The organism is Phenylobacterium sp. P4_E10 (assembly GCF_056401675.1).
The window spans coordinates 200,540-224,072 of the sequence record NZ_JBFUIW010000007.1 but is presented as its reverse complement, the minus strand read 5'-3'; the positions used below and the strand labels follow the sequence as shown (position 1 = coordinate 224,072).

Below are 23,533 nucleotides of genomic sequence, written 5' to 3'. Positions count from 1 at the left end.
CGCCAGCGCCAGCCTCGGCCACGGCCACGGCGGGGCGCGCATACCTGCCACGCCCGGCCAGCTACCCGTGGCCGGAGCTTTGGCCGATCAACTACGAGGACGATCCGCGGCGCAACACGCGAGGTCCGGTCTACTGGGACCTGCCGACCACGCGCGACCCGAACTATCAGCGCGACTACCTCGACTTCCCGCAGCAGACGATCATGGGAGGCCAGAATCCGCCCGGCCATCGACCCGAGGACTTCCGCGACTTCGGCCCAGCCGGACTCGCCGGGCGCATCGGTGAGATGAAGCTGGGCGAGGTCGAGACCTGGGACGGCCGCGCCATGAAGCCGATCTACAAGATGGTCCCCTACAAAGGCCGCTTCGAGATCGTCGGCACGACGCCGGTCGGCGCCTACGCCTGCAAGCAGGTGAAGTTCAGCATGTCGCGCCAGACCAAGAGCGTCTCGCTTATGAACCTCTACTGCCAGGCTCCAAACGGCGCTTGGGGCAAGGTGACCTGAGCCAAGGCGCCGCCAGCACTTCCGCCAGCGTGCGCCGGCTCATGGCGCAGAGCGTCGGATTTGTGCGCAGGTAGAAGGCCAGGGCGATGATCGCGCTGAAGATCGCCGAGCCGCGGCCGCGTAGCCAAGCGGCCTGGTCGACCTTCAGCCCCTCGCGGAACCTGGCGTGAGCGGAAGTCTCGCGCAGTGCTTTTGCACACGCTGACCATCAGGGTCCTTGGCGTCGCCGTCCTTTCCGCGCTTAGATGCAATTCCGAGCGGAGGACTAGACATGGCCAAGTTTCAGGTGACGCCCCTGACGCCGACCATCGGCGGGCTGATCGAGGGCGTCGATCTCTCCCAGCCGCTCAGTGACGACCTGTTGCACGAGGTTCGCCAGGCACTGCTGAAGCATCAGGTCGTCTTCTTCGAAGACCAGCACATCACGCCGGTCCAACATCGCGACTTCGCCGCCCGGTTCGGGGCGCTGCACACCCACCCGCTCTATCCGGGCGTGCCGGAGGCGCCGGAGCTGTTCATACTCGACAACCACAAGGACAACCCGACCGATAACGACAGCTGGCACACCGACGTGACCTTCATCGAGACCCCGCCGATGGCCTCGATCCTCTACGCCAAACATCTGCCGCCGTCGGGCGGCGACACCATCTGGTCGAACATGAAGGCGGCCTACGAGGCGCTGTCGCCGGCCTTCCGAGAGTTCCTGTCGGGCCTGGACGCGGTGCACGACTTCGCCCGCGGCTTCCCCACCCGGGGCATCGTCGCCAACGCAGCCGGCGCGGAGAAGCACGCGCAGGCCGTCGCGCAGCATCCGCCGGTGCTGCACCCGGTCGTCCGCACCCATCCGGAGACCGGCGAGGACGGGCTGTTCGTCAATTTCGGCTTCACCGACCGGATCAAGGGCCTGCGCCGCAAGGAGAGCGACGCGATCCTGGGCATGCTGTTCGAGCACATCCAGAAGCCGGAGTTCCTGGTCCGCTGGCGCTGGAGCCCGAACGCCATCGCCTTCTGGGACAACCGCGTGACCCAGCACTATGCGGTCAACGACTACCTGCCGCACCGGCGGATCATGAACCGCGCCACCGTGCTCGGCGACCGGCCCTATCACCGCTCGCGGATGCCCGCCGACGTCAGGACCGCCGCGGAATAGCTGGGCCTCAGCGCCAGTCCAGCAGGCCGAGCTTGCACATCCAGGCGATGGCCAGGCCGAGCGCCATATGCCGGCCGCTCGGATAGGCCGCCAGGATGTCCTTGGCAGGCAACTCGTCGCCATCGGCTAGACGGTCAATGATCGCCACGCAGTCTTCCAGCGGCGCCCGCCATCCCGAGGCGAACAGGTCCAGCCGAACGTCCTTGGTCCGCTCGAGTTCGGCCAGGCCGACGCCCGGCCGCAGGCGCAGGCGCGTGCCGTTGGTCAGCACCTGGGTCGCGAAGGGGGCGAAGGCGGCGAACGGCTCGCCCTTCAGCGGATTGCGGCGGTGCTTGACCGGCGCGCGGGGGGCGGCGGCGCGGATCGAGGCCAGTTCCTGTAAGAGTTCCTGCAAGCCGCGCACGACAACCGGCCAGTCGAAGGTCTCGGCGATGCGTTTGCGGCCCGCCTGCCGCATCTTGGCGCGTAGCTCGGGCGAGGCGATCAGCTCGGCCAGCCTGGCCGCCGCGTCGCCCACATGGACCGCCGTATGGCTGGCCAGGCTCCCGACGTACGACTGGTAGGTCATCCCATTGAAAAGATGGCGGTTGAGGATTGCGTCGCCGGCTCCGGGAGGCGCGCCGAGCGTGCGGATCAGGAAGGCGTCGATCCCGTCGCGCATGGTGTAGCGATAGCCGTCCCAGTCGCTGGCGACCACCGGCAGCCCAGCCGCCATCGCCTCCAGCGGGGTGATGCCGAATGTCTCCTGGATATTATCGACCAGCGACAGGAAGACGTCCGAGGCCGCCCACATCCTACCGACCAAGTCGCTGTCGTTGCCGTTCAAGAAATGCACGACGACCGACGGCGCGTAGGCGCTGGCCGCCTCTTCGTAGAGTGGCTTTTGGGCCGCCGGATCCGGGAACCAGCCGACATGGGCGAAGTGGACGCGCACACCGGTAGCGCGCGCCGCCTCCTCCACAGCCCGCATCATCGGCTGCGGGAACGCCTTTTCGAAGAACGACAGCCGTCCGACCCAGAGGACGATCACGTCGTCAGGCCCAGCGCCAAGCTCGGCGCGCATCGCCTCGCGAACCTGCGGCCGGTCGGCGAGGCTCGCGAACGCCTGGCCGTCGACGCCCAGCGGCAGCAGCGGCAGGTGCGGACGGATCCGGGTCGCGCCGCCATAGCGGTCGCCCAGATAGTCCATCCACTCGTCGAACATCGTCGTCATGGCCTTCTGCACCACAGGTGAGGTGCAGATCAGGGCGTCCCACGGCTGCATGGGCGAGGTGACCGCCTTGCCGATCAGTTCGCGCATGGCGGGCGGCGCCAGAGTGTGGACCATGCCGACCAGGCTGTAGTCGTACTCGGCGTCGGCGCCGCGGCGCAGCCACGCCATGTCCGACAACTCCGGGACGCCGCGCACCAACGCCCCGGCCTCGATAGCCGGCTTCTGGTCGAGCAGATGGCCGACTCGCACCGCCGACGGCGCCGCTTCGGCGCCCAGCAGGCCGGAGACGAGCGCGTCGGGCGCGACCTGCACCGAGGTCAGGAAGTCGACGCGCTCAAAGTCCCCGTACCGCAGCACGGCCTTGAACAGCTCAAGGTTGGCGACGTCCTTGCCGAAAGGATTGTTCTTCGGCCGCACCCCCGCCGACGGATGATAGAGCGCAATACTGCCTGCCAAGACGGCCTTCCCCGCGAACCCTGACCTGCTGTTGCACAGTCCCTGCCCCGCGCCAAGCAGCCGGCGGTCAGGTGCGCCGGAAGGTCACCACCAATACGTCGCGGTAGGCGGGCTGGGCCGGATCGACCGGCTCGATGGCGGTGACGCCGTGGAACACCCGATTGTCGTCGATGAATACGGCGTCCAGCGGCTCCAGCAGGGTGAAGCTGCCCAGCGAGCGGCCGGCCGGATCGTAGATGTCGGTGACCCCGGCGGCCACGTTGCGGCGCGCGAGCAGCATGACCAGGACCCAGTCGACGCCGTCGCGATGCGCGCCCTCAGGGGTCGGTTGGCCCAGTTCGCCAGCGTGCGCCTCAATGCGGAACTGGTGCATCTCGGTCCGCCAGGGGAAGCCGGGATCGGCGCCGGCGAAGACCTGCAGCGAGAGCTCGACCAGCCTGCGGGCCAGCGGTCCCTCGGCGGCCGGCGCGGTGATCGGTTCGAACCAGCGCTCGACGCCGCCGTTCAGCCGGTTGTAGTCGAGGCTCTGATAGTGCGGCTGGTGATCCAGGCGCGTCAGGCCGCCGGGCTGCGCCTCCAGCACGCCATAGCGCCGCCGCCGATAGCAGCCGCCGTCGGCCATATGCTCGTCGATGGGCAGATCGTCCCAACTCGCTGCATAGTCCAGCCAGCCAGCCAGGGCAGGCGCGCCGATCAGGTCGCGCATCTCCTCGGCGCGCACCCTGGCGAAGCCATCCGCCGCCACGCGCACGTTCAGGTCGTCGATCACTGCTCAGCGCCTCCCGCGCGCTTCGCAGCTAAGCCGCTGGCGCCGGAATTCAAGCCCTGCAGGGCCGGGCTAGTGAGGTTCGTCGCCGTGCAGCATCAACAGCGACTCCATCAGCCCTTCTTCCGCGCTCGAGCAGACGCCGAGCACCACCGCCTCGTCGTGTCCGCTCGAGACCACGTAGGCGTGGCCCATGCTGCTGTCGATGTACATCGAGCGGCCGGCGGTCAAGGTCATCGGATCGTAGAACTCAGTATGAACGTCGACCGACCCTTCCAGCACGTAGATGTACTCTTCGCCAGGATGGCGAACCAATGGCCCGAATTCCTCAAGGCTCTTGGCGGTCATCCGGGTGACCACCGGGATCATCCGCTTGTTCCGGATTTCGGGGCATAGATAGAAGTAGTCGTAGTTCTTGGTGGTCACGTGGACCGCCTGGTCGAGATCGCCGACGCTTCGGCGCGCGGTCACGGCGTGCTCGGAAGCCTGATCAGGCTCGCTGAACAATTCCGACATGCGGATATTCAGGCGCTGGCTGAGCTGCAGCAGCTTGTCATAGGTCAGAGTCAGCCGGTCGTGCTCGACTTTCGAGAGGGTCGAGAGCGGGATCCCCGAATGCTGGCTCATTTCCTTCAAAGTCCAACCATTCCGGGCCCTTAGGTTCCTGATGAGCGCGCCCAGGGTCGGGGCCGAACTTGCTTGGGAATTCATCTTTCGGAGGCGTCCTCTCTCAACGAACGACGACGCAATCCTAGAGGGGTTGGCGTCATCCCGCTACGGCTCAGTGGATATGGGAACGCATCAGGAGGTTGACATGTGTCCTGATTAGAAAAAATAGTTCCATTCAGGACGATTTGAGAGAATTTGGACTCTCACCGTCCCGATAGGGGTGATTGCATGGCCGTAAGGCTGAATTCCGACCGGCGGCTTCGGCTGGAGATTTCCGTGGAGCGCTGGCGCCTGCGCGCGCCGTTCCGGATCACCGGTCACCTGTTCGAAGTGCATGACGCCCTGGTGGTGACCCTCAGCGACGGGCCGCACGTCGGCCGCGGCGAGGCGGCGGGCGTCTACTATCTCGACGACCGGGTCGAAGGGATGACGGCCCTGATCGAATCGGTAAGGCCCGACATCGAGGCCCGCCTGGACCGCCAGGCGCTGCAGTCCCTTCTGCCTCCGGGCGGCGCTCGCAACGCGCTCGACTGCGCTCTCTGGGATCTCGACGCCAAGCGCGCGGGTGTTCCTGCCTGGCGACTCACCGGAGCAGATGCGCCGCGCCCGCTGATCTGCACCTTCACGTTGGGGGCCGAAGATCCCGAGACGGTGGCCGCCTCGGCGGCGCGCGCGACGACCACCAAGGCGCTGAAGCTAAAGCTCAACGGCGATGGGCGCGACGGCGAGCGGGTGCTGGCGGCCCGTACCGTTCGCCCGGACGCCTGGATCGGGGTGGACGCCAATCAAGGTCTGGACCGCCCAGGCCTGGAGCGGCTTATCCCCACTTTCCGCGCGGCCGGCGTCCAGGTGATCGAGCAGCCGCTGCCGGTGGGCCGGGAAGCCGAACTTGAAGGCCTGCGCTCGCCGATCCCGATCGCGGCGGACGAAAGCATCCAGGACCTGGCCGACCTCGATCGGCTGGCGACCCGCTTCGACATCGTCAACATCAAGCTCGACAAGTGCGGGGGGCTCACCGAGGCGCTGGCCATGGCGCAACGGGCAAGGTCGCTCGGCATGGGCGTCATGGTCGGAAACATGATCGGCACGACGCTGGCCATGGCTCCGGCCTTCCTGGTGGGCCAGTTCTGTGACGTGATCGACCTCGACGGGCCGCTGCACTTGGTCGGCGATCGCGCGGTTCCGGCAACCTATGATGACGGCCTGCTGATGGTGCCGGACGCCGCCTGGGGCGCCGCCACGGCGGAGCGCGCCTGATGGACGCGCTCGAACTGCCATCGCCCTACCTGCTCTTCCTGGGCGACGTGACCGAGCGGCCGTACATCAAGACCGCGCTCGGCCTGATGGACTGGGCAGCCGACCGCTGCCTGGGAGAGTACGCCTCGCCTGGCGTCGGCGTCTCGACGGGACTGCCCTGGTTCACCCCGGCGGAAGCAGCCGCGGCCGGGGCGAAGGCCATGGTCATCGGGGCTGCGACAGCCGGCGGAGCCGTGGCGCCTGCCTGGTTGGACGCCCTGGACGAAGCGCTGGAGGCGGGTCTCGACCTGATCAGCGGCATGCATACGCCGCTCGGCCAATCTCCTCGTCTGGCGGCGACAGCCAAGCGGCTCGGACGGCGGTTGATCGATGTGCGCACGCCGCCACCGAACATCCCGATCGCGAAAGGCGTCAAACGGAGCGGGCGTCGCCTGCTCACCGTCGGCACCGACTGCGCCCTGGGTAAGAAGTACACGGCGCTGGCGCTGACCCGGGCGTTCAGGGCCCGGGGCGTGGACGCGCAGTTCCGCGCCACGGGACAGACCGGCATCCTGATCGCCGGCGGCGGCGTGCCGATGGACGCGGTCGTCGCCGACTTTTGCGCAGGCGCGGCCGAGCTCCTGACGCCGGACGCCCATCCCGATCACTGGGACGTCGTCGAAGGCCAGGGCTCGCTGTTCCACCCCTCCTATGCCGGCGTCTCGCTCGCGCTGCTGCATGGCGCCCAGCCCGATGTGATCGTGCTCTGCCATGAACCGGGTCGCACGGAGATGCTGGGGGCGAGCGGCTTCGCCCTGCCATCCCTGCCGCACGCCATCTCGCTCAACCTGGAACTGGCCAGCAGGGTCAATCCGGCCGTGCGCTGCGCCGGGGTCAGCCTGAACACCTCGCACCTCTCGGCGGCCGAGGCGGCCGAGGTGATCGCGGCGGCGCAAGGTGCGCTGAACCTTCCCGTGGCCGATCCCATTCGCGGCGGCGAGGCCTTCGAACGCCTGGTCGACGCGTGCCTCGCGCCATGAGCGGCGCCCCGAAGGACTGGTTCGGGCAACCGCCAGGACTGACGATCCTGTTCCTCACCGAGATGTGGGAGAAGTTCTCGTTCTTCGGCATGCGGACCCTGCTGGTCTACTACATGACCAAGCAGCTCCTGATAGGCCAGGAGAGCGCCTCCCTGATCTACGGCGTCTACGCCGCCTGCGTGTACCTGACGCCGATCTTCGGGGGCATGGCGGCTGACCGCTGGCTCGGCCGCCGCCGTTCGGTGATAGTCGGCGGCTCGATCATGGCGCTGGGCCATTTCATGATGACCTCAGAGGCGCTGTTCATGCCCGCCCTGGCGGTCATCGCCATCGGCAACGGCCTGTTCCTCCCGAGCCTGCCCAGCCAGATCCAGGCGCTCTATGGGCCGGACGACCCACGCCGCAGGGGCGCCTACAACGTCTACTATGTCGGCGTGAACCTGGGGGCGTTCCTGGCGCCGCTGGGCTGCGGATACCTCGGCGAGGCCTTCGGCTGGCATTGGGGCTTCGGGCTCGCCGGCCTCGGCATGGTCTGCGGCCTGATCATCTATTGCGCCGGCCAGCGACACCTGCCGGCAGACCCGCTCACCGTGCGCCGCCGAACGCCACAACCGAAAGCCAGCCCAAGATCCCTGCCTATCGCCGTTTTCGTCGCGGTTATGGCGGGGGTGGTCGTCTTTCGGGTCTCCTATGAGCAGATCGGCAATACCCTCGCGCTTTGGGCCGACACTAGCGTGGAACGCGGCCTGGGCGGAGGTTGGGACATTCCCAAAACCTGGTTTCAAGCCCTGAACCCCCTTCTGGTGTTCCTGCTGACGCCGGCGCTCGTCGTCTTGTGGAGTCGGCGCGAAGCCGCTGCACGGGGTGAGCCGACGGCAGGACGCATGGCGTTCGGCGCGGCGCTGGTCGCCGCCGCCTACTTCCTATTGGCTCTGGTCTGCCTCGGTTCGGCGGCCAGCGGCCTGCCAGCGGCATGGCCCTGGCTTTTGCTGTTCTTCCTGATCCTCACGGCGGGCGAGCTTCACATCCTGCCGACTGGGCTGGGGCTGTTCGGCAGGCTGGCGCCCGTCGGCTTCGCCGCCACGGCCATGGCCGCCTGGTTCCTGGCAGGCTTCGCAGGAAACCTGCTGGCCGGCGTGTTTGGGACGCTTTGGAGCCATGTCTCCCCCGCCACCTTCTTCTTCGCCGCGGCGAGCGTCGCGACGTTCTCGGCCCTGATCCTGGATCGGATGAAGGGTTTGGTGGCGCGCGCCGAACTGGCGGCCTCCGACGTGCGAGAGCAGCCATGAGCGCTCAACCCACTCTGCTCCAGCGCTGGCTGCTGCCGGGGCTGGCCTTCAAGGCCGTGGTGATCGGCGGCGGCTACGCAACCGGGCGCGAACTGGTGGAGTTCTTCCTGCCCCACGGGCCTCAAGGCGGTCTCATGGCCATGGCGCTGGCGACCGCGGTGTGGAGCCTGGTCTGCGTGCTGACCTTCCTGTTCGCCCACCTGACGCGAAGCGAGGACTACCGCAATTTCTTCGCCCAGCTCCTGGGTCCATTCTGGGTGGCGTTCGAAGCGGCCTATCTGGGCTTCCTGGTTCTGATCCTGTCCGTGTTCGGAGCGGCCGCGGGCGCAGTCGGCGCCGCAACCCTCGGGCTGCCCCCGCTTGCAGGAACCATCGCCCTGGCCGGCGCCATCGCGCTGGTCACCGCGCTGGGCAACCACGCCGTGGAACGGATGTTCAAGTACGTCTCGTACCTGCTCTACGCGACCTACGTCCTGTTCTTCGTCCTGGCGCTATCCAGCTTCGGCGACAAGATGCTGGCTGGACTGCAGATGGCCGCGCCCACCGACGGATGGGTCGGCGGCGGGCTGACCTACGCCGGTTACAACATCATCGGCGCGGTCGTGATCCTGCCGATGATCCGGCACCTTACCGGGCCACGAGACGCGGTGATCGCCGGCGTCCTCGCCGGCCCGCTGGCCATGCTTCCCGCCCTCCTCTTCTTCCTCTGCATGGTGGGCTACTACCCGCAGATAGAGGCCGAGGCTCTGCCGTCCGACTTCCTGCTCACTCAACTGCAGATGCCGGCCTTCCGATTGCTGTTCCAGCTCATGATCTTCGCCGCCCTCCTGGAGAGCGGCGCTGGCGCGGTCCACGCGGTCAACGAGCGCCTGGCCTCCGCGGCTGCGCAACGAGGCCGGCAGTTCTCCACAGCCATGCGGACCGGCGCCAGCGTCGCCATCCTGCTAATCGCGATCTTTGTGGCCGACCGCATCGGCCTCGTCGCCCTGATCGCCAAGGGCTACCGCCTCGTGGCCCTGGTCTTCCTGCTCACCTTCGTCGCCCCGCTGCTGACGATCGGCGCGTGGCGGATTTTTGGCCTGACGCGACCAAAAGAGCTCCAAATAGAAAACGCGAATTGACAATTCTCTGATTGGGATCATCGTGACCTAAATAAGACTGTTCACCGAACGGGGTGCCAACACGATGCGCTTGATCGGAACATGGGGAGCCGCCGCGCTAGTAAGCCTGGCGGCCGGGCAGTCGCCGCAAGCGGCGGCGGCCCCGTCGGCTCCGGCCGTGCAGGGCGCTGTCGCTCCGCAGACGGCTGAGCTGCAAAGCTTCGTTGATGGCGTCGTGCGCGACGCGATGGCCGCCGAGCACATCGCCGGCGCGGCCGTCGCCGTCGTGAAGGGCGACCAGGTCCTGCTCCTCAAGGGATACGGTTCGGCCAACATCCAGAAGGGCGTCGCGGTCGACCCGGCGCGGACGCTGTTCCGCATCGGCTCGCTCTCCAAGACCTTCACCTGGATCGCCCTGATGCGCGAGGTGGAGCGCGGCACGCTCGATCTGAACGCGCCGGTGAACGACTACCTCCCCGCGGAACTGAAGATCCCCAGCGACGGATTCCAAGACCCGATCCTGGTCAAGCATCTGATGAGCCACACGGCCGGTTTCGAGGACATCGGGCTCGGCCACATGCTCACCGGCACGGGCGGCGACGTCACCGCGCTGCAGGACTATCTGCGGGACTACCGCCCCAAGCGGGTGCGCGAGCCGGGCCGGATTCCCGCCTACTCCAACTATGGTGCGGCGCTTGGCGGCTATATCGCCGCGAGCCTCGGCCGGACCGACTTCCCGACCCTGGCCGAGCGCGACATCCTGACCCCGCTCGGCATGCGAGACACCACGTTCCGCGAGCCCTACCCGGCGGCCGAAGGCCTGCCCACGCCGATGGACAAGGACCTCGCCGGCCGAGTGTCGACCGCCTACAGCTGGAGCGGCGGCGGCTTCGCCCCGCACGGCTTCGAATTCGTCAGCCGGGTCGGCCCTGCCGGCAGCGGCTCGGCCACCGCCCGCGACATGGCGGTCTACATGCAGATGCTGCTGGCGGACGGACGCCTCGGAGACGCGAAGATCTTCGGGCCTGAGACCGCGAGCGCCTTCCGCACCCCCTTGCTCCCCGCCCAATTCAGCAACGGCTGGGCCCACGGGTTCATGATCTCGTCGCTGCCGGGAGGCCTCAAGGGCTATGGCCATCCCGGGGCGACCGGTTTCTTCCTGAGCAACATGGTGCTGGAGCCAAAATCCGGCCTCGGTGTGTTCGTGGTCACCAACACAGACACCGGCCGGCCGCTTACCGCTCGCCTGCCTGAACTGATCGTCCAGCACCTGCAAGGCGTCCAGCCGATCATGCGCCCCGGCGTTCCGGCGCTGGCCAAACAGCGGGCCCAGCTCAGCGGCTACTACCTCACCACGCGACGGGCCTATAGCGGGCTGGAGAAGTTCGTCTCCCTGCTCGCCTCAGCCGGCGGGACCGTCTCGGTGAGCCGGGGCGGCTACCTCGTGACCCGGACCGGCCCCGTGGTCCAAAGCTGGATCCCCGACGGCGCGCCCGGACGCTTTGTCTCGGCGACCGGCGACCAGCGCATCGCATTTGTCTACGGCCCCAACGGTCGCGCAGTCAGCTACCGCCCCTCCAACGGCATGAGCCAGATGGAGCGGGCCAGTCCCATCGAGACGCCCCAGCTCCTGCAGGCCCTGGCGGCCCTGGTATTGACCGCCTGCATTGCAGCCTGGGTCGGCGTGTTCACCCGGAACCGCCGGGACCAGAATCCGAGCCGTGCCCAGAAGCTCTCCAGCGCCGGCGCGCTCGCCGCGGCGACGCTCTGGATCGCCGCCTTCGTCGGCATGACCCTTTGGGGTATGTCGGCGGGCCAGCGCGAAGCGCTGGTCTATGGCTTTCCCGGACCGTTCCTGAGGACGGCATCGGGCGCTGCACTGGTCGCGACGATCAGCTCGGTGCTGTTGCTCGCCGCCGCGCCGTTCACCTGGCGCGGGTCGAAGCTGACGGGGGCCTGGACCCTCGGCCGCAAGCTCCGCCACAGCCTGACGCTCGTCCTGTTCACGGCGTTCGGGGCGGTGCTGGCCGCGTGGGGAGCGCTGTTCCCATGGGCCTGAAACACAACCTCCTCGGAGCCGCCGCCGCCCTCATCATCGGGCAGCCCGTGCTGGCCGCCCCCGCCTACGACCTGGTGATCCGCAACGGCCAGGTGCTGGACGGCTTGGGCGCCCCGGCCAAGCGCGCCGACGTCGCCATCCGCGATGGCAAGATCGTCAAGATCGGCCGTATCCGGACCAAGGGCGCACGCGAGATCGACGCCACGGGCGACTATGTCTCGCCCGGCTGGATCGACACCCTCGACCAGTCTGGCCGGGTGCTGGTCCAAGACGGATCAGCGCTGAACAAGCTCCAGATGGGCGTCACGACCCTGCTCGGCGGCGAGGCGGGAACGCCCGTGCCGGCCGCCAGGACTTCGGAATGGTTCGGCAAGCTCGAGAGCCAGGGGATCTCGGTCAACTTCGGCAGCTACTACGGCACCACCCAGGCCCGCATCGAGGTGATGGGCGATCGCGCCGGAACGCCCGACGTCGCCCAGATGACCGCGATGAAGGCCCGTGTGGCGCAAGCCATGGAGGCCGGCGCGCTCGGCGTCGCCAACGCGCTCATCTATCCGCCGGCCAGCTTCCAGAGCACCGACGAACTGGTGGAGCTGGCGAAGGTCGCCGGCCGGTACGGCGGGGTCTATGGCAGCCATATCCGCGACGAGAGCGGCGGCCTGCTGGACGCGGTCTCCGAGGCGATCACCATCGGCGAGCGCGCCGGCCTGCCGGTCGAGATCTTCCACTTCAAGGGCGCCTACCAGCCCGGTTGGGGCAAGCTGCTGCCGGCCGCCGGCCAGAAGATCGAGGCGGCGCGGGCCCGCGGCGTGGACGTGACGGCCAACGTCTATCCCTACACCGCCGGGGGCACCGGCCTGGACGCCATCATCCCGGGCTGGGTCTACCGCGACGGCTTCGCCAAGGTCGGCGAGAAGCTCGCCGATCCTGTCCTGCGCGAGCAGATCAAGCGCGAAGTCGCCCAGGGATCGCAGCCCGGCTGGGCGAACCTGGTGGAGGCCTCCGGAGGCTGGGACGGCGTGGTTCTAGCCAACGCCCACAATCCGGAGTTCGACCGCTTCCGAACCCGCAGCATCGCCTCCATCGCCAAGGAACTGGACCGCGATCCCACCGAACTGGCCTGGGAGATCATGGGCAAGGCCCAGCCGAACCGCGCCCAGGCTCTCTTCTTCCTGATGGACGAAGGCGATGTGCGGACCGCGCTGAAATATCCGTGGACCAGCATCGGCAGCGACGCGGCCGCGGCCGCCGGGGCGGGCAAGGTCGACGCCCTGGGTCTGCCGCATCCGAGATCTTACGGGACCTTTCCGCGGATCATCGCCCACTACGTCAAGAGGGAGCGCCTGCTCACCCTTGAGGAGGCGGTGCGCAAGATGACCTCGCTGTCGGCCGACCGGTTCCGCATCACCGATCGGGGACGGCTGGCGCCCGGCGCCTGGGCGGACATCACCATTTTCGATCTGGAGACGCTGGAGGACCGGGCGACCTGGGCCGAGCCAACGCTCCAGCCAACGGGGATCGAGTACGTCCTCGTCAACGGCGTCCCGGTGATCGACCGGGGAACCTACACCGGGGCCAAGCCCGGCCGCGTGATCCGGGGACGCGGCGCCGCAAGAGCGCAGGCCCCAGCCGACACCAAACACTGACCGCTGCGCGACAACCGCCAGCCGCCTCGCAAGGGGCTTCAAATTCAAGGGGAGAGTTATGAGAAACGACACACGACGACTGCTGGGCGAACGACGCCTCGCAACAGCCCTGCTGGCCATGACCGCGCTGACGCCGTTCATCGCCCTGCCCGCGATGGCGCAGGAAGCCGAGCTGATTGAGGAGGTGCTGGTCACGGCTCAGAAGCGGGAGGCCTCGGTCAAGGAGGTGCCCAGCGCCATCACCGTGCTCAGCGCCGCACGGCTGGAACAACAGGGCGCTTCCCAGCTCTCGGACTATGTCGGCTACGTTCCGGGCCTGACGAACACCGGCGGCTCCGCGCCCGGTCAGAACTCGCTGATCCTGCGCGGCCTCACCACCGACACCATCGCCACAGCTACGGTCGGCACCTATGTCGATGAGACGCCTTACGGCACGGCGCGCGGCCAAGGCCGCTTTACCCTCGACCTGATGCCCTACGACATCCAGCGCATCGAGGTTCTGCGCGGCCCTCAAGGCACGCTCTACGGCGCCAGCACGCTGGGCGGCCTGCTGAAGTACGTGACCACCGCGCCGGACAGCACCGCGATGGAGTTCCGGGTCGGCGCCGAGTACCTCGGGATCTCCCACGGCGACACCGGAGGTTCGTTCCGGGTTTCGGCCAACGTGCCGCTGATCACCGACAAGGTCGCGGTCCGCGCCAGTTACTACAACCAGACCAACCCCGGCTATGTGGACGCCGTCGGCGGCCCGAAGGACGCCAACTCCGGCTCCCAGGAAGGCGGCCGGGTGTCGATCAAGCTCGACCCCACCGAGAACTTCACAGTTCGCGTAACCGCCGCCGTCCAGGAGTTGCACAACGACGACAGCGGCGTGATCAACGTCCTGCCCTCGGCCTCCAAGGTCGCCAAGGACCGGCGCACCGTCTACGGCGACTATGCGCATAAGACCCTCGTCCCGGGCGCCTATGATCAGCGCGTCGAAATCTACTCGGCCAACATGAACTACGACCTAGGCTGGGCGAGCATCACCTCCGACACCAGCCTCTCCAAGAGCGCGACCCACACGATCACCGACAACAGCGCCATCTATACGCCGATCCTGACCCCGCTCCTCGGCCCGGTGGGAACCGTCATCACTGTCGACCAGGCTTCCGAGAAGGTGACGCAGGAACTGCGGCTGACGTCGAACCCCAGCGAGCGCTTCGAGTGGCTGGTCGGGCTCTACTACACCGACGAAGACAACAAGGGCTCGCAGTTGCTCACCGCGCTGACCCCAGCCGGGGGCGCGTTCCCCGGGCCCATCGGCGCTGTCGGCGGCCTGGCCAAAGTGTCCAACCCGTCAACCTTCCAGGAAACCGCGATCTTCGGCGACGCGACCTGGAAGTTCAGCGACAAGTTCGATGTCGAATTCGGCCTGCGGTTCAGCGAGAACAAGCAGACCACCCGCCAGGCCTCGCAGGGCCTCCTGTTTGGGCGCGCCACCGACATCAGCGGACGCTCGAGCGAACAGGTCACGACCTATGCGATCAGCCCGCGGTACAAGCTCAGCGACGACGTGATGATCTATGGCCGCATCGCCAGCGGCTATCGTCCAGGCGGACCCAACACCGTGTTCCCCGGCCAGATCGTCCCGGCGGCCTATGACGCCGACACGGTCGTGAACTACGAGGCCGGGATCAAGGGCTTCTGGCTGGACCGCACTCTCTCGATCGACGCCGACGTGTTCTACATCGACTGGGACAACATTCAGATCACCCAGGTGTTCGGCGGCGTGCAGGGGTTGGGCAACGGCAAGACCGCCCGCAGCCAGGGCGTCGAGTTCTCGTCGGTCTACTACCCGGTCAACGGCCTCTCGCTCGGCCTGAACGTGGCCTATACCGACGCCCAGCTGACCGCCGACGCGCCCAGCATCAGCGGCAAGGCCGGCGATCCGGTCCCCTACGTCCCCAAGTGGGCCGGCTCGGCGACGATCGACTATCATCGCGCGGCGTTCGGCGACTACGAATGGCGGGTGGGCCTGGGCTATCGCTACAAGGGCGAGAACGCCGGCTTCTTCCCGTCGAGCCCCAACTACTCGAAGCTGAGCGCCTACGGCCTCATCGACCTCAACGCCGCCCTTGAAGGCCCGACCTGGACCTTCAGCGCTTTCGCCCGCAACCTCGCGGACGTGCGGGAGTACATCGGCGGCGCGCTGCCCAACCAGCTGATCATCAACCAGCCGCGCGTTCTGGGTGTGGGCCTCAGCGCCCGCTTCTGACGCGAACCTAGGGGCCGGCCGCCTCGTTGCGGCCGGCCCTCCTTCCCTGACAATCGGAATTCTCGATGACCGCCAAGGGCCTGGTGCTTTCCCTCATGGTCGGGCTCGGCCCGACCGCCGCGCTGGCCGCCGACGGCGTCGAGCAGCTGGCCGACGCCTATGTGGACGCCAAGCTGGCCTACGACCCGCTCTCGGGCCTGGCTAGCGGCCTGAGCGACCCGTCGAAGATCTCCCTGCCCGATCGATCGCCGGCGGCCATCGCCGCCTTCGCCGCCCAGGGCGATCAGATCGCCAGCCGGCTGGCGGCGATCGCGGTTCCGGCGCCGGGAAGCCCTTCGGCGACCACCTATGCAATCCTCAAGGAAACGCTGGCCTCCGACGCCGGACTGCGGGTTTGCCGGCGCGAACTCTGGGCCGTCAGCCATCTGCTGGGATGGCAGGTCGGCCTGGCAGGCCTGGCCGACATCCAGCCGGTGGCGAGCGCAGAGCAGCGCGCCAGAGCCAAGTCCGTCTGGGAAGACCTTCCACGTTTCCTCGAGGTCGAGACCGCCAATCTTCGCCAAGGGCTCGCCAGCGGCTATTCGGTTCCGCGGCCCGTGGTTGAACGCGTTCTGGGCCAGCTGGACGCCGCCCTGGCCGCGCCGCCGGAGAAGTCTCCGTTCTATTCCCCCGGGCGGCGGGCCAACGATTCGGCCTACGCCGCCGAAATGCGCCGCGTGGTGACCGAGGTCGCCAATCCCGCGGTCGGCCGCTATCGCGACTTCCTGAGAGACGAGTACCTGCCCAAGGCGCGTACGACCCTCGGCCTTTCGGCGCTGCCGGACGGCGCGGCTTGCTATCAGGCTCAGCTGCGCGCTTTCACCACCCTGAGCCGCACGCCCCTGCAGGTGTTCGAACTTGGCCGCCAGACGGTGGCGGCCAATGTCGTGGCCGTGGAGCGCGTCGGCCGCGAGAAACTCTCGACCGCCGATTTCGCAGCCACCGTCCGCAAGACCGCCCAGGCGGCGGACAATCGCTTCGCGTCGGAAGCCGAACTGCTGTCCTTCGCCGAGGGCGCCGTCGCGCGCGGCGAGCGGCGGACCGCCGCCGCGTTCCTGGCCCCTCCGCCCCAGGCGATCGTCGTCCAACCGCTGCGCGACTTCCAGCGCGGCTCCGGCACGCCCTCGCACTATCAACCCTCGAGCGACCTCTCCCAGCCGGCCGTGTACCGCAGCGCTTCGGAGCAGTGGGCCACGGCCACGCGCGGCGACATCGAGGTGACCGCCGTCCACGAAGCCGTTCCCGGCCACCACACTCAGAGCCTGGCGGCGCGCGCCGGAGCCCCTCCGAGCCGCCTGGCGCGCCTGGCCGCCAACCCGGCCTTCATCGAAGGCTGGGCGCGTTACGCCGAGGCTCTGGCCGACGAGGCCGGGGCCTACGAGACGCCCTATGCCCTGGTGACCCGCAGGGCCTGGCCGGCGCGGGGCCTCGTCGTTGACCCTGGCCTGCACGCGCTCGGCTGGAGCCGTCAGCAGGCGGTGGACTACATCATGGAAAGCGGCCGGTTCACTGCCCCGGAAGCCGAGGCCCTGGTCGATCGCAGCGCCGCCATGCCAGGCCAGCTGATCGCCTACGACACCGGAGGCCTGGAGATCGCCGCCCTGCGCCATGAGGCCGAGACGCGTCTTGGCGCCCGGTTCGATCTGCGCCAGTTTCACGCCCGCGTACTCGAAGGCGGCGCGGTCCCCCTGACCCTCCTGAGGGCCCGCATCGAGGCGTGGATCGCAGGGGCGAAGCCCAGCGCGGGAGCCGCCCAATGAGGCGCGCCGCCCTGCTGCTCGCCGCCGCCGGACTGGCGCTTGCGGCCGCGCCCGCCCTGGCCGCGCCAGGCCTGCCCGAGGTGAAGGCCCGCGCCGCGGCTTTGGAGCCGAAGCTGATCGCGTGGCGCCGCGACATCCACCAGCACCCGGAGCTTGGCAACATGGAGGTGCGGACCGCAGCCCTGGTGGCGAGTCACCTGCGGTCCCTGGGCCTTGAGGTGCGCACGGGCGTCGCCGGGACCGGCGTCGTCGCCGTGCTGCGCGGCGGCGCGCCCGGGCCGAATATTGCACTGCGCGCGGACATGGACGCCCTGCCGGTCAAGGAACCCGCCGGCCTGCCCTTCGCCTCGACCGCCAAGGGCGTCTCCCAGGGGGCCGAGGTCGACGTCATGCACGCCTGCGGCCATGACGCCCATGTCGCGATCCTGATGGCTGCCGCCGAACTGCTGAGCGGCATGCGCCAGGATCTGCGCGGGACGGTGACTTTCATCTTCCAGCCGGCCGAGGAAACGCCCGCGGACTTCGCCCCCGACGGCGTGCGCGACTGGGGCGCCCGGCGCATGGTCCGCGAAGGCGTGCTCGACGCGCCCAAGATCGACGCGATCTTCGGCCTGCATGTGAGCGGCGGCGCGCCGGCCGGCCAAATCAGCTGGCGGCCGGGCCCGATGATGGCCGGCGCCGACAGCTTCACGATCAAGGTCAGTGGCCGCCAGACGCACGGCTCGATGCCCTGGGCGGGGGTCGATCCAATTGTGCTGGCCGCGCAGGTCGTGACCGGTGTGCAGACGATCGTCAGCCGCCAGATCGACCTCTCGAAGGAGCCTGCCGTGGTCTCGATCGGCTCGATCCACGGCGGCAATCGAATGAACATCATCCCCGGCGAAGTGAAGATGGAAGGCACCGTCCGAACCTACGATCGCGGCATGCAGGACGAGATCAGAACGCGTTTGACGCGCACCGCCGAGAACATCGCCGAGAGCGGCGGCGGATCTGCAGACGTGTCGGTCATCGAGCTCTACGGACCGACGATCAACGACCCGACCCTGACCGAGCGGATGACGCCGGTTCTCAAGGCTGTCGCCGGCGACAATCACGGCACGGCGCCAAAGGCCACGTCCTCTGAAGACTTCTCGTTCTACCAGCAGCGCACGCCCGGCCTGTTCTTCTTCCTCGGCGTCACGCCCAAGGACCAGATCGGCAAGGCTGCACCCAACCACTCCCCGCAGTTCATGATCGACGAGTCCGCCCTGGTCACCGGGGTGCAAGCGCTCTCCATGCTGGCCCTGACCGCGATGGAGCAGGCCGGACCGCCCGCCCGCTGATCCGCACCCTCAGAAGGAGGCCATTGGCTAGCCCTTAAGCTCGTGCAAAGCTGAAGCTCAAGCTCGTCTACTTGGAGAATATCCAGTGGCTGATGTTTGGAAAAAGCGCGAGGTCTGGATCTTTCTGTGCCTGATCGTCGTCGTGAACTCGCTGTTCATCATCGGCATCAACTCGGGCCTGCTGCCGCTGCGCCTCTATAATCTCGGCCGCTTCCTGCTGCTCGGCTTCACCTTGGCGAGCGTCGTATTCGTGATCCGGCGGTTCGCGGGCCTGTTCGACCTGGTGCGCTCCCTGAGCGTCTGGCGGGTTAACCCGCTCTGGTACGTGCTGGCGCTGCTATGGGCGCCGCTCGTCGCCACGTTGTTCCTGGCGGCCAAGAGCCTGCTGACGGGAGAAGACGCCTTCGAGGCGCTGACCTTCGGACTTGTTCAACGACTGCCGATCATGCGGACCGTGCTCATTGCCTCGTTCATCGGCGAGATCGTGTGGGTCGCCTACTCGATCAACACGCTCGCCAAGCGGTTCGGCATGCTGGCGGGGTCGCTCATCGTGGGCGGATTCTGGACCCTCTGGTGGGTGCCGATGGCGCTGTTCGGCAAGGGCATCGTTCCCGAACTGCCGCTGCTGCCGCTGCTGGTGAGCATGCTCGGTGTCGCAACCATGTGCGGCTTTGTCTATCTGACTTCCCGCAGCGGTCCGGTGGTGCTGCTGCTGCAGATCATGGTGAACACGACCTTCCTCATCTTTCCCGTCGTGCCGACCAGCGGCGGAGAGATGACCTATCTGGCGTTCTCGGCGACCTACCTGCTGGCATCGCTCGCCCTGTTCCTCCTCTTCGGTCCCCGCCCGCTCTTTGGGCCACCACAGGCGGCGGAGAGTAGCAAGACGGCCGAGGCGGCGGCCGCGGCCTAGAGCCTCTCTGGAGGCCCGGTCCAGCTATCGGCCGGTGCGGCGAGGGCCGCGTCAGCCTCGGGTGACACTTCCGACAATGTGAGCCCCCTTCACGAGCGGTCGGGGAAGGCGCGCTAGCTGCGCGATCGCGTCTCTAAAGGGAGGCGCCACGAGGCGCGAATAAGACCCCCTGCGAATTGGCTGCACCTGAAGCGATTTGAAACGACATGAAACGGCGTGAACATCCGTATATCCAGGCATATGCATGCCTCGCTGAAGATAATGTCAGCGTAGCTTGCCATATCCATGATCATAAGATTCGTAGATAACGCATATATACTTCCACAATTCCGAACACACGCTCCAATATGTTGATGTATATGGAATATATTCTTGACCTTAGGCGCACACGGAACCACGCTGTTTCATGGATTTTCGGACCTCGGCGCCCCCGCAGTGACCCCAGCTTGATCCAGGGGGGCGCCCACCTGAGGGGGCCCCATGGGAAAGCGAACGGACCGAGATCTCACGGCAGCTTTCTGCCGAGCCGCAAAGCCCGGGGTACGAGAGACCCCCTCAGGCCTCGAGTACTACCGGGCCTCTTACCCCGATGGCGACGTGCGCGGCCTTGAGCTGCGCGTCACCCCGAACGGAGAGAAGAGCTGGGCCTTCCGCTACCGCGACAGGATCACGGGCAAGCAGAGCCGTGTGACGCTCGGACGATTCGATGGGTCTGTAGATAGCCCGCTAGAAGTTGAGCCGGGCATTCGCCGCATGACGCTGCACGGCGCTCGGATCGCCGCGCGTCAGCTGCGGGCCAAGGTCGACAACGGAGGGGATCCAGCCACCGAGCTACGCCAGGCGAAGGCGCAGGCAAGGTCCCAGACGGTCAACACCATGGCCGACCTGGCTGACGTCTACTTCGAGGCCTGCGAGAGCGGCATCTATCGAAGCGGCCGTAGACGCCGCAAGGCGACCAGCACTCTTACTGGCGAGCGCTGGCTCTGGAAGCGCTACCTCGACCGCCGGGTCGGGGCGGAGAGGCCTGAGACGCTCACCAGGACCGGGCTGCGCGCTGTCCTACGGTCAATCTATGGAGATGCCCCCATCCAGTCGAACCGTTGCCGCGCCCTGCTCTCTCAGCTCTTCAACTTCGCGATTTCAGAGGAGCGCCTAGCCGCAAATCCTATCGTGCACATCATGCCGCTCGCCGAAGAGCGCGCTCGCACGCGCACGCTGGACCCCAACGAAATCCGGGCGATCTGGACGGGACTGCAAAATCCTTCAGCCCTCCAGCTAAAGCGCGGACGAGAGATAGTTCCCCTGACGATCGGGCGAGGGCTCTGCATCGCCATCGAGTTGGCGATGGTCACATTGCAGAGGCGCGCCGAGGTCTCCGGCATGATGCGCTCAGAACTCGACCTCGAGCACCGCCTCTGGATCATTCCTGAGGACCGCGCAAAAGGCCGCACTCAGCAGCTCGTCCCGCTCTCACCAAGGGCCATAGCCCTGATTGAAGAGGCACTCGCTCTACAGGCCTCGCGCGGCAAAACCAGCAAAGCGGTCTTCCCCTCGCCCCGGGGCATTGACGTCCCTGTGGGCGCGCCTGCTCTCAGCCATGCGACGACCCATCTCGTCGCCGCCCTCGGCCTCAGCGACATCACCCTCCACGACCTGCGACGCACAGGAGCAACCGGAATGGCGGCGCTTGGCGTCCCGCCCTTCATCATTTCCAAGGTGCTTGCGCACAAAGATGGCGGCGGCGGCGCCGCGGTCACTGCCAGACACTACAACCTCTATGCGTATGCGGACGAAAAGCGCGACGCGCTTCTAAAGTGGAGCCAACGGCTCGCCGCGATCACGAGCGGGACTTCGGCGCAGACATCGCCACTAGGGGGCGACGAGGCCCTCCGGCGCCGGCGCGCCGCACTCTTGGCCGAACTTGCCGAGATCGACGCAGCGGCCGATCAGATATCCGGGCAAGCGGCTGGCCACGGCAATGATCCCATGGCGAGTGCATAGCCAACGACGACGCCTTAGATTTGGAACGCCCCCCGGGCTCGTGCGCCTTCAATATCGGGCTGGCCGACCGCGAAGAAGGCCGCGAATGCGCAAATGGGCCACTTCCCGATTACTTCGCAGCGCGGCCGTGGCGGCCATTTAGCGCGGCGCGCTTTCGCGCACTACCTTCTCAACCTGGCGCATAAGCCCACGATGGAATTCGTCGACCAAGTTCTCGGCTCGAGCGTCGGGGCCTGAAAAACACCCGGCCACGACGGCACGAAAGACCGCCAGTTCGTCTCCGCAACTATTCATTGCGAACAATATTGCCATCTCCGTCGCCTGTCCGGGGTAGCGCGGAGCTATGAGCCCGTAAGCTCGACCCGCTTTAGAGAGCTGGCACGTCGTAAGCTGCTCCGCTGACACTGCCATTGCCCGATCGTAGGTGTGGTTGGGGTAGCATTCAGGCGTCGCGGCTGTAGCGGTGGATCCGGCCGCAAGCGCAACAGCAGCATAGTATCCGACGGTCTGCATATGTCCCCCTCTCGGCAAGCTAACGGATGATAGGGCCGCCCGCGCGCTGTTACAGGCGTTTTCGCCGAGTTGCGCCAGCGGACCTTGGCTTGCGGCGGAGAGCAGACCTTCGGCTCCGGCGATCTATGTCCGCACGCAACTCTTTAACGACTCGAATAGACCGCTCCAGGCAACGCCGCGGGGCCGGCCTGAACGGGGGCACGCCCAACGCTCAAGATGTTAGCCGCGCACCGCTGGGGAGCTGGGTTTGACGGTGGCGTCTGCCATGGCCATAGCGATAGGCGTGCTAGCCGAGGCTAAGCCTCGAGTCGAACAGCGTGGGAGGGGCGCTTGAGAAAGACGGTGTTTGTACTAGGCGCGGGTGCCTCAAAAGATTTCGGCGCGTCGATGCCAGTGGGTGAAGAGCTTGCAGCAACTATTGATCGGACCCTCCTCGAGGAGTTCTCGAACGGCTCCACTGCAAGTGAAGGGCTGATCAAAAACTCCTTCCGTCAGCATGGTGGCCTAACACCGGATCACCGCAAGGCTGCGCTGCAGATCGGGAAGAGCCTGCATTCAAAGCCGTCGATCGATGAGCTCATCGAAGAGTGGAAAGAATTTCCTGAGTTAGCAGCTGTGGCCAAGCGTTCAATTGCGGCCTCGTTGCTGATCGCCGAAAGCCAAAGCGCGCTGATGATTCCGCTCGACGATGAAATCGGCTGGGCGACCGCATTCCGGCCACTACGAAACAGTTGGGCAAGCTGGCTCTTCAGGAATGTTGGAGGTGAAGGTGTTCAGCGACGACAAGCATTCCAGGCGTTTAGCGAGGTTGCCTTCATCACTTTCAACTATGATCGGTGCCTAGAGCAGTTTCTTCTTGCAAATTTCGTCCACACCTGCGGCCTCGCGGAGGATGTTGCACGAGCAGCAATGCAACAAGTGGAAGTCCATCATGCCTACGGTTCGCTCGGAGCGCTCGCCCCGGCGAGTACGCCTGTAAGCACCCCATTTGGAGGCGCTGACACCTGGTCTGTCCAAAGTGCGGCGGCCCAAATTAAGACGTTCACCGAAGAGGTCGAAAGCGGTGCCGCCGAAAAAATTCGCCATACAGTCGCCAAGGCATCGCGGATCATCTTCCTCGGCTTTGGCTTCCACGAGCGGAACTTGAATCTGCTCTTCGGAGATTGTGGCAACTGTCCCGCCGTCCCAGTTGCTGGAACTTGCAGCATTCTCGACACCCGCGCTTGGCGCGTACCAGCCTCGCGGTTTGAAGCGGCGAGCCGGCAGACTTGGGATAGACGCTTTGCTGCCGAGTTCATGAGTCTACGCGGTGAAGAAGCCTTGTTCGACTAACGGCGGCCCAAGCGATCGGCTTGGCAGACGGGGGAGTGGGCATCCGCTTCCCATTAAGGGCCTCTGGTATGCTCGTCTCCCGGAGGCTTGACAGTTGCACTTTCGGAACGTCGCTCATTTTGGAGACGATGCCCCGAGAGGGGGATGGCATCAATCTACTCTAGGCAACGATCGGAGTGTCTGCATCCAGGCCTCTGATCGGGGAACGGCCGCTTAGCACGACATCCGGACATGGCTCCCGACCGAAGAGCGGAACTAGCTGATAG

Annotated in this window: 17 protein-coding genes; 14 read left to right on the top strand and 3 right to left on the bottom strand. The window is 66.8% G+C overall.

Features of this window, described 5'->3' with window-relative positions:
• Both AC1DQJ_RS10905 and tauD read left to right on the top strand, forming a co-directional pair.
• Positions 1–506 (top strand): hypothetical protein (locus tag AC1DQJ_RS10905; RefSeq protein ID WP_477603098.1); only part of this gene is annotated, 506 nt, incomplete at its 5' end.
• Between the two features lie 271 nt (positions 507–777).
• Positions 778–1,656: a taurine dioxygenase gene (gene tauD / locus AC1DQJ_RS10900; RefSeq protein WP_477603096.1), complete on the top strand. Its 879-nt coding sequence runs from the start codon at positions 778–780 to the stop codon at positions 1,654–1,656.
• Positions 1,657–1,663: 7 nt separating this feature from the next.
• On the opposite strand, the gene AC1DQJ_RS10895 is transcribed toward tauD, so the two are convergent.
• From AC1DQJ_RS10895 to AC1DQJ_RS10885, 3 genes are all read right to left on the bottom strand, one after another.
• Positions 1,664–3,325 (bottom strand): glycosyltransferase family 4 protein, encoded by a 1,662-nt coding sequence (locus AC1DQJ_RS10895; RefSeq protein ID WP_477603094.1) that lies wholly within the window; start codon positions 3,323–3,325, stop codon positions 1,664–1,666.
• A gap of 67 nt (positions 3,326–3,392) precedes the next feature.
• Positions 3,393–4,094, bottom strand: a complete 702-nt coding sequence (locus AC1DQJ_RS10890) for a 2OG-Fe dioxygenase family protein (RefSeq protein WP_477603092.1) — start codon at positions 4,092–4,094, stop codon at positions 3,393–3,395.
• Positions 4,095–4,163: 69 nt separating this feature from the next.
• Positions 4,164–4,802 (bottom strand): helix-turn-helix domain-containing protein, encoded by a 639-nt coding sequence (locus AC1DQJ_RS10885; RefSeq protein WP_477603090.1) that lies wholly within the window; start codon positions 4,800–4,802, stop codon positions 4,164–4,166.
• 186 nt (positions 4,803–4,988) lie between these two features.
• On the opposite strand from AC1DQJ_RS10885, the gene AC1DQJ_RS10880 reads away from it, so the two are divergent.
• The 12 genes from AC1DQJ_RS10880 to AC1DQJ_RS10825 all read left to right on the top strand — a co-directional run bounded on the left by AC1DQJ_RS10880 (position 4,989) and on the right by AC1DQJ_RS10825 (position 23,267).
• Positions 4,989–6,017 carry a dipeptide epimerase gene (locus AC1DQJ_RS10880; RefSeq protein ID WP_477603088.1) on the top strand — a complete coding sequence of 343 codons (1,029 nt, stop codon included), beginning with the start codon at positions 4,989–4,991 and terminating at the stop codon, positions 6,015–6,017.
• Positions 6,017–7,036, top strand: a complete 1,020-nt coding sequence (locus AC1DQJ_RS10875; RefSeq protein ID WP_477603086.1) for an N-acetyltransferase DgcN family protein — start codon at positions 6,017–6,019, stop codon at positions 7,034–7,036. The genes AC1DQJ_RS10880 and AC1DQJ_RS10875 overlap by 1 nt, the downstream gene beginning before the upstream one ends.
• On the top strand, positions 7,033–8,325 hold the full coding sequence (locus tag AC1DQJ_RS10870; RefSeq protein WP_477603084.1) for a peptide MFS transporter: 1,293 nt from the start codon (positions 7,033–7,035) through the stop codon (positions 8,323–8,325). The genes AC1DQJ_RS10875 and AC1DQJ_RS10870 overlap by 4 nt, the downstream gene beginning before the upstream one ends.
• Positions 8,322–9,446, top strand: coding sequence for a YkvI family membrane protein (locus AC1DQJ_RS10865; RefSeq protein WP_477603082.1), 1,125 nt, complete (start codon positions 8,322–8,324; stop codon positions 9,444–9,446). The genes AC1DQJ_RS10870 and AC1DQJ_RS10865 overlap by 4 nt, the downstream gene beginning before the upstream one ends.
• Before the next feature lie 64 nt (positions 9,447–9,510).
• Positions 9,511–11,484 (top strand): serine hydrolase domain-containing protein, encoded by a 1,974-nt coding sequence (locus AC1DQJ_RS10860; protein ID WP_477603080.1) that lies wholly within the window; start codon positions 9,511–9,513, stop codon positions 11,482–11,484.
• Positions 11,475–13,130, top strand: coding sequence for an N-acyl-D-amino-acid deacylase family protein (locus AC1DQJ_RS10855; protein ID WP_477603078.1), 1,656 nt, complete (start codon positions 11,475–11,477; stop codon positions 13,128–13,130). Before AC1DQJ_RS10860 ends, AC1DQJ_RS10855 begins: the two co-directional genes overlap by 10 nt.
• A 58-nt stretch (positions 13,131–13,188) precedes the next feature.
• The gene (locus AC1DQJ_RS10850; RefSeq protein ID WP_477603076.1) at positions 13,189–15,387 is read left to right on the top strand and encodes a TonB-dependent receptor; all 2,199 of its coding nucleotides are present in this window, start codon (positions 13,189–13,191) and stop codon (positions 15,385–15,387) included.
• 65 nt (positions 15,388–15,452) lie between these two features.
• Positions 15,453–17,186, top strand: a complete 1,734-nt coding sequence (locus AC1DQJ_RS10845; RefSeq protein WP_477603074.1) for a DUF885 domain-containing protein — start codon at positions 15,453–15,455, stop codon at positions 17,184–17,186.
• On the top strand, positions 17,183–18,508 hold the full coding sequence (locus AC1DQJ_RS10840; RefSeq protein WP_477603072.1) for an amidohydrolase: 1,326 nt from the start codon (positions 17,183–17,185) through the stop codon (positions 18,506–18,508). Before AC1DQJ_RS10845 ends, AC1DQJ_RS10840 begins: the two co-directional genes overlap by 4 nt.
• Positions 18,509–18,593: 85 nt before the next feature.
• A complete protein-coding gene (locus AC1DQJ_RS10835; RefSeq protein ID WP_477603070.1) occupies positions 18,594–19,421 on the top strand; it encodes a hypothetical protein in 828 nt (275 codons plus the stop codon).
• 480 nt (positions 19,422–19,901) lie between these two features.
• Positions 19,902–21,422, top strand: coding sequence for a tyrosine-type recombinase/integrase (locus AC1DQJ_RS10830; protein ID WP_477603068.1), 1,521 nt, complete (start codon positions 19,902–19,904; stop codon positions 21,420–21,422).
• An 843-nt stretch (positions 21,423–22,265) separates the two neighbouring features.
• On the top strand, positions 22,266–23,267 hold the full coding sequence (locus tag AC1DQJ_RS10825; protein ID WP_477603066.1) for an SIR2 family protein: 1,002 nt from the start codon (positions 22,266–22,268) through the stop codon (positions 23,265–23,267).
• The last annotated feature ends 266 nt before the right edge of the window (positions 23,268–23,533 follow it).

Excerpts from the sequence above, each read along its gene's own strand:
- tauD (WP_477603096.1), top strand. The coding sequence starts at position 778 with ATGGCCAAGTTTCAGGTGACGCCCCTGACGCCGACCATCGGCGGGCTG.
- AC1DQJ_RS10885 (WP_477603090.1), bottom strand. The coding sequence starts at position 4,802 with ATGAATTCCCAAGCAAGTTCGGCCCCGACCCTGGGCGCGCTCATCAGG.
- AC1DQJ_RS10880 (WP_477603088.1), top strand. The coding sequence starts at position 4,989 with ATGGCCGTAAGGCTGAATTCCGACCGGCGGCTTCGGCTGGAGATTTCC.
- AC1DQJ_RS10875 (WP_477603086.1), top strand. The coding sequence starts at position 6,017 with ATGGACGCGCTCGAACTGCCATCGCCCTACCTGCTCTTCCTGGGCGAC.
- AC1DQJ_RS10870 (WP_477603084.1), top strand. The coding sequence starts at position 7,033 with ATGAGCGGCGCCCCGAAGGACTGGTTCGGGCAACCGCCAGGACTGACG.
- AC1DQJ_RS10865 (WP_477603082.1), top strand. The coding sequence starts at position 8,322 with ATGAGCGCTCAACCCACTCTGCTCCAGCGCTGGCTGCTGCCGGGGCTG.
- AC1DQJ_RS10860 (WP_477603080.1), top strand. The coding sequence starts at position 9,511 with ATGCGCTTGATCGGAACATGGGGAGCCGCCGCGCTAGTAAGCCTGGCG.
- AC1DQJ_RS10855 (WP_477603078.1), top strand. The coding sequence starts at position 11,475 with ATGGGCCTGAAACACAACCTCCTCGGAGCCGCCGCCGCCCTCATCATC.
- AC1DQJ_RS10850 (WP_477603076.1), top strand. The coding sequence starts at position 13,189 with ATGAGAAACGACACACGACGACTGCTGGGCGAACGACGCCTCGCAACA.
- AC1DQJ_RS10845 (WP_477603074.1), top strand. The coding sequence starts at position 15,453 with ATGACCGCCAAGGGCCTGGTGCTTTCCCTCATGGTCGGGCTCGGCCCG.
- AC1DQJ_RS10840 (WP_477603072.1), top strand. The coding sequence starts at position 17,183 with ATGAGGCGCGCCGCCCTGCTGCTCGCCGCCGCCGGACTGGCGCTTGCG.
- AC1DQJ_RS10830 (WP_477603068.1), top strand. The coding sequence starts at position 19,902 with ATGGGAAAGCGAACGGACCGAGATCTCACGGCAGCTTTCTGCCGAGCC.